This is a genomic window from Streptococcus sp. KHUD_015 (genome assembly GCF_051106265.1).
Classification (GTDB): domain Bacteria; phylum Bacillota; class Bacilli; order Lactobacillales; family Streptococcaceae; genus Streptococcus.
In genome coordinates, this window is sequence record NZ_CP193665.1 from 708,318 (window position 1) to 721,254 (window position 12,937).

The 12,937-nt window shown below is 41.7% G+C and carries 13 protein-coding genes, 1 pseudogene and 1 riboswitch; of the genes and pseudogenes, 11 read left to right on the forward strand and 3 right to left on the reverse strand.

Features of this window, described 5'->3' with window-relative positions:
- From thiW to thiE, 3 genes are read left to right on the forward strand one after another with little or no spacing between them, the layout of a single operon-like run.
- Positions 1–525 (forward strand): energy coupling factor transporter S component ThiW, encoded by a 525-nt coding sequence (gene thiW, locus ACORHU_RS03235; RefSeq protein WP_001225561.1) that lies wholly within the window; start codon positions 1–3, stop codon positions 523–525.
- Positions 525–1,328, forward strand: a complete 804-nt coding sequence (locus ACORHU_RS03240; protein ID WP_434364768.1) for a hydroxyethylthiazole kinase — start codon at positions 525–527, stop codon at positions 1,326–1,328. Before thiW ends, ACORHU_RS03240 begins: the two co-directional genes overlap by 1 nt.
- On the forward strand, positions 1,321–1,953 hold the full coding sequence (gene thiE / locus ACORHU_RS03245) for a thiamine phosphate synthase (RefSeq protein ID WP_434364770.1): 633 nt from the start codon (positions 1,321–1,323) through the stop codon (positions 1,951–1,953). The genes ACORHU_RS03240 and thiE overlap by 8 nt, the downstream gene beginning before the upstream one ends.
- Before the next feature lie 158 nt (positions 1,954–2,111).
- On the opposite strand, the gene thiD is transcribed toward thiE, so the two are convergent.
- On the reverse strand, positions 2,112–2,903 hold the full coding sequence (thiD, locus tag ACORHU_RS03250; RefSeq protein WP_049535423.1) for a bifunctional hydroxymethylpyrimidine kinase/phosphomethylpyrimidine kinase: 792 nt from the start codon (positions 2,901–2,903) through the stop codon (positions 2,112–2,114).
- 83 nt (positions 2,904–2,986) lie between these two features.
- Positions 2,987–3,084: riboswitch (TPP riboswitch) on the reverse strand.
- Between the two features lie 184 nt (positions 3,085–3,268).
- Between thiD and ACORHU_RS03255 the strand changes: the two genes are divergently transcribed.
- The 5 genes from ACORHU_RS03255 (at position 3,269) to ACORHU_RS03275 (ending at position 8,691) form a co-directional block, all read left to right on the forward strand.
- Positions 3,269–3,664, forward strand: a complete 396-nt coding sequence (locus ACORHU_RS03255) for a CopY/TcrY family copper transport repressor (protein WP_271630748.1) — start codon at positions 3,269–3,271, stop codon at positions 3,662–3,664.
- A gap of 10 nt (positions 3,665–3,674) precedes the next feature.
- Positions 3,675–4,046, forward strand: a complete 372-nt coding sequence (locus tag ACORHU_RS03260) for a cupredoxin domain-containing protein (RefSeq protein WP_000935055.1) — start codon at positions 3,675–3,677, stop codon at positions 4,044–4,046.
- 9 nt (positions 4,047–4,055) lie between these two features.
- A complete protein-coding gene (locus tag ACORHU_RS03265; RefSeq protein WP_271630749.1) occupies positions 4,056–6,299 on the forward strand; it encodes a heavy metal translocating P-type ATPase in 2,244 nt (747 codons plus the stop codon).
- Between the two features lie 210 nt (positions 6,300–6,509).
- On the forward strand, positions 6,510–8,285 hold the full coding sequence (gene spxB / locus ACORHU_RS03270) for a pyruvate oxidase (protein ID WP_414393094.1): 1,776 nt from the start codon (positions 6,510–6,512) through the stop codon (positions 8,283–8,285).
- A 58-nt stretch (positions 8,286–8,343) separates the two neighbouring features.
- The gene (locus ACORHU_RS03275) at positions 8,344–8,691 is read left to right on the forward strand and encodes a VOC family protein (RefSeq protein WP_414338135.1); all 348 of its coding nucleotides are present in this window, start codon (positions 8,344–8,346) and stop codon (positions 8,689–8,691) included.
- 176 nt (positions 8,692–8,867) lie between these two features.
- Here ACORHU_RS03275 and ACORHU_RS03280 read toward each other — a convergent pair whose 3' ends face one another.
- Complete coding sequence (locus tag ACORHU_RS03280) at positions 8,868–9,212, reverse strand: LapA family protein (protein WP_049503129.1); 345 nt, start codon at positions 9,210–9,212, stop codon at positions 8,868–8,870.
- Between the two features lie 322 nt (positions 9,213–9,534).
- Between ACORHU_RS03280 and ACORHU_RS03285 the strand changes: the two genes are divergently transcribed.
- The 3 genes and pseudogenes from ACORHU_RS03285 to manA all read left to right on the forward strand — a co-directional run bounded on the left by ACORHU_RS03285 (position 9,535) and on the right by manA (position 11,250).
- Positions 9,535–9,795: a SemiSWEET family transporter gene (locus ACORHU_RS03285; RefSeq protein ID WP_025170330.1), complete on the forward strand. Its 261-nt coding sequence runs from the start codon at positions 9,535–9,537 to the stop codon at positions 9,793–9,795.
- A 234-nt stretch (positions 9,796–10,029) separates the two neighbouring features.
- Positions 10,030–10,185 (forward strand): annotated as a pseudogene (locus ACORHU_RS03290) (family 1 glycosylhydrolase); the annotation flags it as partial.
- A gap of 120 nt (positions 10,186–10,305) precedes the next feature.
- Positions 10,306–11,250, forward strand: coding sequence for a mannose-6-phosphate isomerase, class I (manA, locus tag ACORHU_RS03295; protein WP_371509852.1), 945 nt, complete (start codon positions 10,306–10,308; stop codon positions 11,248–11,250).
- Between the two features lie 41 nt (positions 11,251–11,291).
- On the opposite strand, the gene ACORHU_RS03300 is transcribed toward manA, so the two are convergent.
- Entirely contained in the window at positions 11,292–12,632 is a 1,341-nt protein-coding gene (locus ACORHU_RS03300) for a sodium-dependent transporter (protein WP_285306012.1), read from the reverse strand.
- Positions 12,633–12,937: the final 305 nt, after the last annotated feature.

Here is a 12,937-nt window from a genome sequence, read left to right on the forward strand (position 1 = left end):
ATGAGAAAGCACCAATTGCAAGTTCACAAATTAACCATTTTATCCATGATGATTGCCCTTGATGTAGTCCTTACGCCTATCTTTCGGATTGAGGGAATGGCACCGATGTCCAGTGTAGTCAATATTCTAGCAGGAATCATGATGGGACCTGTTTATGCGTTGGTTATGGCTACAGTCACAGCCTTTATCCGTATGACGACTCAAGGGATTCCGCCTTTAGCTCTCACAGGAGCGACTTTTGGAGCCCTCCTTGCAGGTCTCTTTTATAAGTATGGTCGAAAATTTTATTTTTCAGCCTTGGGAGAAATTTTGGGAACAGGTATTATTGGTTCTATTGTTTCCTATCCTGTTATGGTACTCTTCACAGGATCGGCTGCTAAACTTAGCTGGTTTATCTACACGCCTCGATTTTTCGGAGCAACCTTGATTGGTACAGCGATTTCCTTTATTGCCTTTCGATTTTTAATCAAGCAGGAATTCTTTAAAAAAGTGCAGGGATATTTCTTTGGTGAAAGGATAGACTGATGCAGAAATTGACAAATCCCTTTCCTCTGGAAACGACTTCCCTCATTCACTGTATTACCAATGAGATTTCTTGTGAGATGCTGGCAAATGGGATTTTAGCTCTGGGATGTAAACCTGTTATGGCAGATGATCCCCGTGAGGTTCTTGATTTTACCAAACAGAGTCAGGCTCTCTTCATCAATTTGGGGCATTTGTCTGCTGAGAAGGAAAAAGCAATCCATATGGCAGCTTCGTATGCAAACCAATCTTCTCTCCCGATGGTAGTAGATGCGGTTGGCGTAACAGCGTCGCCTATTCGTAAGGGACTAGTCAGAGACCTTTTAGACTATAGCCCTACGGTTCTTAAAGGAAACATGTCAGAAATACGAAGTCTTGTTGGCTTAAAGCACCACGGCGTTGGGGTCGATGCGAGTGCTAAAGATCAAGAAACTGAGGATTTACTTCAAGTCTTGAAAGACTGGTGTCAGACCTATCCAGGTATGTCATTCTTAGTCACAGGCCCCAAGGACCTCATCGTTTCGAAGAATCAGGTCGCTGTACTGGGAAATGGCTGTGCAGAATTAGACTGGATAACAGGGACAGGAGACTTGGTTGGAGCCTTGACAGCAGTTTTTCTCGGCCAAGGAAAGACTGGTTTTGAAGCTTCTTGCCTAGCGGTTTCTTATCTCAATATCTCTGCTGAGAGAATAGTGGTCCAAGGAATGGGATTGGAAGCATTTCGCTACCAAGTACTCAATCAGCTTTCGCTCCTAAAAAGAGATGAAAATTGGCTAGATACCATCAAAGGAGATGTTTATGAATAGAGAGGCGCTTAGACTGTATCTGGTAACCAATCGCTACCAAGATTCCATGGAAAGATTTCTTGAAAAGCTTGAGACGGCTTGCCGTTCAGGTGTTACCATAGTCCAATTACGAGAAAAAAATCTCACAACCAATCAATATTATCAACTGGCAAAACAAGTCAAGGAAATAACAGATGCCTATCAGGTACCCTTGATCATCGATGATCGTTTGGATGTTTGTCTTGCGGTTGATGCTGCTGGTCTGCATATAGGAGACGATGAACTACCAGTTTCGGTTGCCCGACAAGTCTTGGGCCCTGACAAAATCCTCGGTGTTACAGCTAAAACTGTAAAAAGAGCTCTCGAGGCAGAAGAAGGAGGGGCGAATTACTTGGGGACAGGAGCCATTTTCCCAACCACCACCAAGGAAAATGCACCCATCACCCTGATTTCAACCTTGAAGACAATTTGCCAAACGGTTGCCATTCCAGTAGTTGCTATTGGAGGCTTGACTTCGGAGAACATTGACCAACTTGCCGCAACTGGCATAGCTGGAGTAGCTGTAGTGCGTGATCTAATGCAAGCAGAAGATATAGAAGCAAAAACGCAAGCCTTTTTGACAAAGTTGGATGACATTATTTTCTAATTAATACATAATGAAAATCAAAGAGCAAACTAGGAAGCTAGTCGCAGGTTGCTCAAAGCACAGCTTTGAGGTTGCAGATAAAGCCGATGTAGTTTGAAGAGATTTTTGAAAAGTATAAAAACTCTCTAATTCCCTTAAAGTGGGAACTAGAGAGTTTTTTAATCTTTAAAGCTTGTATGGTTGACTGGGCCAGAACCATGACCGAGTTGAGGGGCATCTTGAATAGCTTTCGTGATAAAAGCCTTGGCCTTATCAACTGCCTGATAAAGACTTCTTCCCTTGGCTAGTTCAGCCGTAATCACTGCAGCAAAGGTACATCCAGTACCATGTGTATGACAGGTTTGAATTCGTGGACTTTCCCAGACAAATTGGTCATCCTTGGTAAAGAGGAAATCCTTGGCACCGCCTTCGAGATGACCACCTTTGATGACTACAGACTGAGGACCAAATTCTTTTAAAATCAGGCGACCAGCACGCTGCATGTCTTCTGGATTATGGATTGAAAAACCAACAATCTCTTCTGCCTCAGGAAGATTGGGTGTGATAATGCTTGCAAGGGGAAGCAGATTTGTTTTTAGGTAGTCTCTGGCACTGGAATCAATCAGGGTGTCCCCACTCGTAGCGACCATAACAGGGTCAAGAACATAGGGACAGTCCAACTTTTTAAGATAGGGTTGGATGATTTCCATGATTTCGGTAGTTGCCAACATGCCAGTTTTTACAGCCTGAGGCTTGATATCCGAAAAGACACTGTCCAATTGGGCTTTCAACATTTGAGGAGACACGTGCTCGATTAGCTGAACGCCTCTGGTATTTTGAGCGACAAGACTTGTCACAACAGCCATTCCATAGACATCTCTAGCTTGGAATGACTTTAAATCAGCCATAATGCCAGCACCACCACTAGGGTCAGTTCCTGCAATGGTCAAAGCAACGGGTAAATAAGTCATCTAAAACCTCCCAACCAACTGAAGTTTGTATTCTTAAGAACAAGCTGGTCTGTTTTAGGAAGACAATAGAAGACTGCTAGTCCCCATTATCATTTCCACTTCCATCAGCTAGCATTACCTAGATTGAGTCAAAGGGTCTAACAGTTGTTAATCTCAGCTTTACGCACCCCTAGTGGTTGTTTTCTTTTTTCTTTAGTATAGCATATTTTTATAGTTTATATAGTAAAAATTGACTGGAAATAGTTTTTCAAATGATTAAAATTCTATTTTCCAAAGAAAAGATTAAGTTCATAGTTGACAAATGTAGATTATAAGAGTATACTAATAACTGTGATCGACAAATGTAGATTTTAGGAGGTGTGATTATGCAGATTTCAGATGCAGAATGGCAGGTTATGAAGATTATTTGGATGCAGGGGGAGCAGACCAGTTCAGATTTGATCAGGGTTCTGGCTGAGCGATTCGACTGGTCCAAGTCAACCATTCAAACTCTTTTGGCTCGTTTGGTCGATAAAGAGTGTCTGACGAGGAAAAAAGAAGGCAAGTCCTTTGTCTATTCAGCCCTTTTAACTTTGGACCAAAGTCGGGATTTACTTGTCAAAGATATCAAGGACAAGGTTTGTTCTCGTAGGATTAAGAACTTGTTGGCTGATTTGATTGCTGAATGTGATTTTACTCAGGCTGACTTGGAAGACTTGGAAGCTGTGATTTCTGAGAAGAAATCAAGCGCTGTAACAGAAGTAAAATGTAATTGTATGTAAAGGAGACGTCATGTTAAATAGCATTGTAACCATTATTTGTATTGCCCTTATCGCGTTTATCTTGTTTTGGTTTTTCAAAAAGCCTGAAAAATCTGGACAAAAGGCCCAGCAAAAAAAGGGCTACCAAGAGATTCGAGTGGAGGTTATGGGGGGCTATACGCCTGAGTTGATTATCCTCAAGAAATCAGTGCCAGCCCGCATTGTCTTTGACCGTAAGGACCCTTCACCCTGTCTGGATCAGATTGTTTTTCCAGACTTTGGTGTTCATGCGGACCTGCCAATGGGGGAAGAGTATGTAGTGGAAATCACGCCTGAGCAGGCTGGAGAGTATGGTTTCTCTTGTGGCATGAATATGATGCACGGTAAGATGATTGTAGAATAGGAGAATGATATGACTGAAATTGTAAAGGCAAGCCTTGAAAATGGTGTTCAAAAAATCCGTATTACGGCAGACAAAGGCTACCATCCAGCCCACATTCAACTGCAAAAAGGGATTCCTGCTGAGATTACCTTTCATCGTGTGACACCCTCAAACTGTTATAGAGAGATTCTCTTCGAAGAAGAAGGGATTCTAGAACCAATCGCTCAAGACGAGGAAAAAGTCATTCGCTTTACTCCTCAAGACTTGGGCGAGCATGAATTTTCATGCGGCATGAAGATGCAAAAGGGGAGTTATACTGTAGTTGAGAAGACTCGAAAATCTCTAAGCCTTTTACAACGTTTTTGGATTACTAGTATCTTTACTGTGCCTCTTGTGATTCTCATGATTGGGATGTCGACAGGAGGAATTAGTCACCAAGTTATGCGTTGGGGAACCTTTTTAGCCACAACACCGATTATGCTAGTAGCAGGTGGTCCTTATATCCAAAGTGCTTGGGCTAGTTTTAAAAAGCACAATGCCAACATGGATACCTTGGTTGCTCTGGGAACCCTAGTGGCCTATTTCTATAGCTTAGTTGCCCTCTTTGCTGGTCTCCCCGTTTACTTTGAAAGTGCTGCATTTATCTTCTTCTTCGTTCTTATGGGAGCCGTTTTTGAGGAGAAAATGCGGAAAAATACTTCCCAAGCTGTGGAGAAATTGCTGGACTTGCAGGCTAAAACAGCAGAAGTCTTGCGTGAGGATAGCTATGTCCAAGTTCCTTTGGAACAAGTCAAGGTAGGTGACCTGATTCGAGTGCGTCCCGGTGAAAAGATTGCTGTTGATGGTGTCGTAGTAGAAGGTATCTCTAGTATTGATGAGTCTATGGTGACAGGTGAGAGTCTGCCTGTGGACAAGACAGTTGGAGATACCGTCATTGGTTCAACCATCAATAATAGTGGAACACTTGTTTTTAGAGCAGAAAAAGTTGGTTCAGAGACTGTTTTGGCTCAGATTGTGGATTTTGTGAAGAAAGCTCAGACAAGTCGTGCTCCGATTCAGGACTTGACTGATAAAGTTTCAGGGATTTTTGTTCCAGCAGTTGTCATTTTAGGGATTGTGACCTTTTGGGTTTGGTTTGTCTTGTTGAGAGATAGTGTAGTCGTGCTTGGAGCTAGCTTTGTGTCCTCTCTTCTCTACGGAGTGGCGGTTTTGATTATCGCCTGCCCTTGTGCCTTGGGGCTCGCAACACCGACAGCCCTTATGGTAGGGACAGGACGCAGTGCCAAGATGGGAGTTCTCCTCAAAAATGGAATGGTTCTACAGGAAATCCAGAAAGTCCAAACTCTTGTCTTTGATAAGACTGGAACTTTGACGGAAGGGAAACCTGTGGTAACAGATATCATCGGCGACGAAGTAGAAGTGCTTGAATTGGCAGCCTCCTTGGAAGAAGCTTCTCAACACCCACTGGCTGAAGCCGTTGTGAAACGAGCCAGTGAAGCTGGACTTGAGTTACAAACTGTTGAAAATTTCCAAGCCTTGCACGGAAAAGGTGTCTCAGGGCAAATCAATGGAAAACAAGTTCTGCTTGGAAATGCTAAAATGCTGGATGGCATGGATATTTCTAGCATTTATCAAGAAAAACTAGAAGAACTGGAAAAAGAAGCTAAGACAGTTGTGTTTTTGGCTGTGGACAATGAAATCAAAGGCTTGCTTGCTTTGCAGGATATCCCTAAGGAAAATGCTAAGCTAGCCATCAGTCAGTTGAAAAAACGAGGCCTTAAAACAGTCATGCTGACAGGAGACAATGCAGGTGTGGCGCGTGCTATTGCAGATCAAATCGGAATTGAAGAGGTCATTGCAGGTGTCTTGCCAGAAGAAAAAGCTCATGAAATACATAAACTACAATCAGCTGGAAAAGTAGCCTTTGTTGGTGATGGCATCAATGACGCTCCTGCCCTCAGTGTAGCAGATGTGGGGATTGCTATGGGAGCTGGAACAGATATTGCCATCGAGTCAGCAGATTTGGTGTTGACAACTAATAACCTCCTAGGAGTGGTTCGTGCCTTTGACATGAGTAAGAAAACCTTTAATCGAATTCTGCTCAATCTTTTCTGGGCCTTTATCTACAATGTCGTTGGAATTCCGATAGCAGCAGGAGTCTTTTCAGGTATTGGATTGGTCCTCAACCCAGAATTGGCAGGTCTAGCTATGGCCTTTAGTTCTGTATCTGTTCTGACCAGTTCCCTTCTGTTAAACTTTAGTAAAATAGATTAAAAGCGGGCTTGCTCGCTTTTTATTATAAAACAGAAGCTAAAACGTTTTCAAACTGTACTGTAATAGAGAATAAAAACTTCTGAGCAGATTCTTAGAAAAGTCGAACGAAATGTGATAAATTAGTAGAGTAAAAATTTGCTGAAACGTTTTCAAAAAGTATACGAAACCTTTTTTAGTAGATTTAAAAATATTTGAAGGAGAGTTATCATTATGACTCAAGGGAAAATTACTGCATCTGCAGCAATGCTTAATGTATTGAAAACATGGGGCGTAGACACAATCTACGGTATCCCATCAGGAACACTCAGCTCATTGATGGACGCTTTGGCTGAAGACAAAGATATCCGCTTCTTGCAAGTTCGCCACGAAGAAACAGGTGCTCTTGCAGCGGTTATGCAAGCTAAATTCGGCGGCTCAATCGGGGTTGCAGTTGGTTCAGGTGGTCCAGGTGCGACTCACTTGATTAACGGTGTTTACGATGCAGCTATGGATAACACTCCATTCCTAGCGATCCTTGGATCACGTCCAGTTAACGAACTCAACATGGATGCTTTCCAAGAATTGAACCAAAACCCAATGTACAACGGTATCGCTGTCTACAACAAACGTGTAGCTTACGCTGAGCAATTGCCAAAAGTTATCGACGAAGCTTGCCGTGCTGCAGTTTCTAAAAAAGGTCCAGCTGTTGTTGAAATCCCAGTAAACTTCGGTTTCCAAGAAATCGACGAAAACTCATACTATGGATCAGGTTCATACGAGCGTTCATTCATCGCTCCTGCTTTGAACGAAGTTGAAATCGATAAAGCTGTTGAAATCTTGAACAATGCTGAACGTCCAGTTATCTATGCTGGTTACGGTGGTGTTAAAGCTGGTGAAGTGATTACTGAATTGTCACGTAAAATCAAAGCACCAATCATCACTACTGGTAAAAACTTTGAAGCTTTCGAATGGAACTACGAAGGTTTGACAGGTTCTGCTTACCGTGTTGGTTGGAAACCAGCCAACGAAGTGGTCTTTGAAGCAGACACAGTTCTTTTCCTTGGTTCAAACTTCCCATTTGCAGAAGTTTACGAAGCATTTAAGAACACTGAAAAATTCATCCAAGTGGATATTGACCCTTACAAACTTGGTAAACGTCATGCCCTTGACGCTTCAATCCTTGGTGATGCTGGTCAAGCAGCACAAGCTATCCTTGACAAAGTGAACCCAGTTGAATCTACTCCATGGTGGCGTGCAAACGTTAAGAACAACCAAAACTGGCGTGATTACATGAACAAACTCGAAGGTAAAACTGAGGGTGAATTGCAATTGTATCAAGTTTACAATGCAATCAACAAACATGCTGATCAAGACGCTATCTACTCAATCGACGTAGGTGACACTACTCAAACATCTACTCGTCACCTTCACATGACACCTAAGAACATGTGGCGTACATCTCCACTCTTTGCGACAATGGGTATTGCCCTTCCTGGTGGTATCGCTGCTAAGAAAGACAATCCAGATCGCCAAGTATGGAACATCATGGGTGACGGTGCATTCAACATGTGCTACCCAGACGTTATCACAAACGTTCAATACGACCTTCCAGTTATCAACGTTGTCTTCTCAAATGGTAAATATGCCTTCATCAAGGACAAATACGAAGACACAAACAAACACTTGTTTGGTTGTGACTTCCCTAATGCTGACTATGCGAAAATCGCTGAAGCGCAAGGTGCTGTAGGGTTCACTGTAAACCGTATCGAAGATATCGATGCAGTTGTTGCAGAAGCTGTTAAATTGAACAAAGAAGGTAAAACTGTTGTTATCGATGCTCACATCACTCCACACCGTCCACTTCCAGTAGAAGTACTTGAATTGGATCCAAAACTTCACTCAGAAGAAGCAATCAAAGCCTTCAAGGAAAAATACGAAGCAGAAGAACTCGTACCATTCCGTCTCTTCTTGGAAGAAGAAGGTTTGCAATCACGCGCAATTAAATAATTCCTTCGTGGAACTTAAAAAGATCGGAGCAATCCGGTCTTTTTATGGAGGATAGTAAATGAATTTAAATCAATTAGATATTATCGTTTCAGATGTTCCCCAAGTCTGTGCTGACTTGGAGCATATCTTGGATAAAAAGGCAGATTATGCTGATGATGGTTTTGCTCAGTTTACGATTGGCAGTCACTGTCTGATGTTGTCCCAAAATCATTTGGTTCCTTTGGAAAACTTTCAGTCAGGAATCATTCTTCACATTGAGGTTGAGAATGTAGACCAGAACTACCAACGGTTGAAAGAACTTGGTATCCAGGTTTTAAACGGTCTAACTGTAACCGATTGGGGAACAGAATCCTTGCTAGTGAGTGGCCCTGCTGGTCTAGTGATTGATTTTTATCGTATGAAATAGGACGCTTAGTCATTGACGTTAACCTTAGCTATTTTTACAACAGAAATTGCGAATATGAACTATTGAAAGATCGGAGCAATCCGGTTTTTTTTCTGTTATGCGATTTTCAGTCCGTCTCGTTCCATTAGGTGCGAGACAAAAAACCACCCGCTGACGGGTGGTTATGATTTCTACACTTATTGTTTGGCTTCCTGTTTTAATTGTTGCACCTGTTCCTTGTACTGGAGAAGCTCCTTGTCTTTTTTATGGATAGTCGTTTCTGCTTCAGCAATGCGGCTTTTCAGCTCTTGAGTCTTGCCATGGTGATAGCTAAAACCAATAGCACTACCAACAATGATCCCGATTACTAGACAAGTAAAAATCACCAAAATCAAGGGAGCAGATAGTTGTGTAAAGACAAGACTGACAGTTACTGTTTGACGATTGAGCAGACCAAAGGAGATCACAATGACTAATAAGATCAAACCGCCAATTAGATAAGCCTTATCTTTCAGTGACAATTCATTAAATTTTTTTAGCATAAGTTCCTTTTCTCCTGACTATGTTGATAGAAAATTACACACCATTTAGGTATTAACAAAATTCATTTTACTAGAAAATTTCGATACTGTCAATAATTTCTAACAGCTTATTTACCATCAATCGATTCATTGAAAAGGAGTATTCATTTTCTAATATTTGATTGACTAAACAGATCGGAGCAATCCAGTCTTTTTTCTGTTCCCTCTTTCTTCTCACAAGATTGTGATAGTTTACATCTTTATAACAAAAGCTTCAAAGTCTTGATTGTTTTGAAAGAAGATTATAAAATAAGATTCAGTAAAAATGAAATAGGTTTTGAAAATAACTGAAAAACAAATGAAAATGTTAGGTTGGGTAGCGACCTTTATGTCTGTTATGATGTATATGTCTTACTTCCCACAAATCATGGACAATCTGGCTGGTCAAAAAGGAAATTTCATTGAGCCCTTGGTTGCAGCGATCAACTGTAGTCTATGGGTCTACTACGGTCTTTTCAAAAAAGAAAGAGATATCCCCCTTGCAGCAGCGAATGCACCAGGTATTATTTTTGGCCTAGTAACCGCTATCACAGCTTTGATTTAAAAGGAACAGAGGAGACTAGTTTTCAGTCTTCTTTTTTTGTTTCCGGGGAGGCTATTTGCTTTTTCGAGAGGATAATTTTTTAAAAAACAATCTGATCAACTTAAATAGTAGAATAGTATCAGTATGTCACAGTATTTTATAAGAAAAGGTTTCAGAATGAGCTATAATATAAGTAAATGAACAAGCAAATAAGAAAGTTGAGTAGACTTATGACCGAAAAACTGACTTTTCCGGATGGTTTCGGCTGGAACAGGCGAAATGAACAAGCGCTATGGCTTTATCTATGTGGATCGAGATAACGCAGGAAATGGGACTCTCAAACGTAGCAAGAAGAAATCCTTCTACTGGTATAAGGATGTCATTGCCAGCAATGGTGCAAGCATTGAGTAGAGCACATTTGTTCACTATTTTTATAAAATCTTCTCCCTAATTTATAAGATGTGAAAAAGAGTTCAATTCGAACTCTTTTTTTGCTATAATGAGGGGAGAAAAATCAGACAGGAGATTGACATGTCAGAACCGTTATTTTTACAATCAGTTATGCAAGAAAAAATCTGGGGTGGAACCAAGCTACGTGATGAGTTTAGCTACGACATTCCAAGTGAAAAAATCGGAGAATACTGGGCCATCTCAGCCCATCCAAATGGAGTCTCTAAAGTTGCCAATGGTCGCTTTGAAGGAACAGACCTAGCTACTTTGTATGCAGAGCACCGTGAATTGTTTGGCAATCGTCCAGAGCCTGTATTTCCACTTTTGACCAAAATCCTCGATGCCAACGACTGGCTCAGCGTCCAAGTCCATCCAGACGATGCCTATGGACTAGAGCATGAAGGCGAACTCGGAAAAACAGAATGTTGGTACATCATTGCAGCAGATGAAGGTTCAGAGATTATTTACGGTCACAATGCCAAGTCAAAAGAAGAACTCCGTCAGCAAATCGAGGATAAAAACTGGGAGGACTTGCTGACAAAAGTGCCTATTAAGGCTGGAGATTTCTTCTATGTGCCAAGTGGCACCATGCATGCTATCGGAGCAGGTATCTTGATTCTTGAAACCCAGCAGTCTAGCGATACCACCTACCGTGTCTATGACTTTGACCGCAAGGATGATAATGGCAACTTGCGTGAACTTCACCTTGAAAAATCCATCGATGTTTTGAACATTGGTGAACCAGCAAATAGCCGTCCAGTAAGTATCAAAGCTGACGATTTACGCTCAACTCTCCTTGTATCCAATGATTTCTTTGCAGTTTACAAGTGGGAAATTACTGGAAAAGTTGACTTCGAAAAAACAGCTGACTACAGCTTATTGAGTGTCTTAGCTGGTCAAGGTCAACTGACTGTTGACGGAAAAAACTATCCAATCCAAAAAGGCAGCCACTTTATCCTACCAAGTGATGTTGAAGCATGGACTCTGGAAGGGCAAGGTTTGGAATTGATTGTTAGCCATCCATAAAAAAAGAAAGGGCCTGAGTTCACTACTCAAGTCCTTTTTAATTACATAAATTGGGCGATAAAGACCACGATGATGATGATTGGAATAATAAAGCGAAGAAGGAAGAGCCAGACTTGGAACAGTCCCTGTTTCCATGCTGTTTCATCAAGATGGAATTCCTCCATAGCAAGAGCCTTCTTAAAGATATAGCCTGTAAAAAGTGAAAGGCAGAGAGCTCCAAATGGCATGAAGAGATTAGAAACCAAGAAATCCATAGCATCAAAGAAGGTTTTCCCAAAGATATGAACATCCGCCATAACACCGTAAGATAGGGCTGAAGGAATGCCAAAGACAAAGGTCAAAATTCCTAAAATAACACTCCACTTGGTACGCTTGCTGTTGTCCTGGTTGGTGATATTGCCTACATTGATTTCCAACATAACGACAGAAGAAGTGACCGTCGCAAAGAGGAAGAGCAGGAGGAAGAGGATGTAGAAAATGGTTCCAAAGGGCATCTTGTCAAAGAGTTGAGGCAAGACGATAAAGAGCAGGCTTGGTCCCCCTTCAGACTGGATATTGAAAGCTGACATGGCTGGGAAAATGGCTAGACCTGCCATGATAGATACCGAGATGTTCATGGCTACGATGGAAATTCCTGACTGGACCAGATTGATTTTCTTATCCAAGTAAGAAGCATAGGTCAGCATGGCTGTAACCCCTAGTGAGAGGGCAAAGAAAGATTGTCCCAGAGCATAGAGGAGACCAGCACTTGTCAGCTTAGAGAAGTCTGGTTTGAGGAAGTAAAGAACCCCTTCCATGGCATTTGGCAAACTGAGAGAACGACCAATGATGACAACAAAGATGATAAAGAGCAGGGGCATCATGACCTTAGAAGCTCTTTCAATCCCTTTTTGAACCCCACGTGATACAATAAAGATATTCAACAAGATAAAGGCAGCTTGAGCTCCAAGCGCAATGGCTGGATTGGAAATGATTGAAGTAAATAACTGAGCATAATCCCCCGTTCCACCAAGCTGGAACAATTTCCCAAACTCAATGCCTAGATAGACTAGAATCCATCCTCCAATAACACTGTAGAAAGATAAGAGGATAAAGAGGGCAAAGGCACCAATCCAACCGATGAAGTTGTACTTGCCATTCTTGCCAAGTTTTCCAAAGGTTTTAATCCCAGAGACACCAGCACTTCGACCGAGGGCAAATTCAGCTAGTAAAAGGGGAAAACCAATTAAAATAGTGGAAATGAGAAAGACTAATAAAAAGCCTCCTCCACCGTTAGCAGCAGTCATGTAGGGGAATTTCCAAACGGCACCAAGTCCGATGGCTGAACCAGCAGATGCTAGGATAAAGCCCAGTTTAGAACCCCATTGCGATTTTTCAGACATAGTTAAACTCCTAAAATTAGTGTTACAAAAGAAAAAGCTACTGCCCTTGGCAAATAGCCTCATCAGTACTCAAGATGAGCGTTTCTTTTGATTGATAGACTTGACTATCCTATCATGTTTTCTAAGGTCTGTCAAGAAAACCATTTTCAAGTTTTCACACCTTTCTCAAAATTTTTTAAAAATTTCGCAAAAACGCTTGACTCTGACCTAAGGGAAGGGGTTATACTATCAATGTAATACTCTTCGAAAATCAAATTCAAACCACGTCAGCGTCGCCTTACCGTACTCAAGTACAGCCTGCGGCT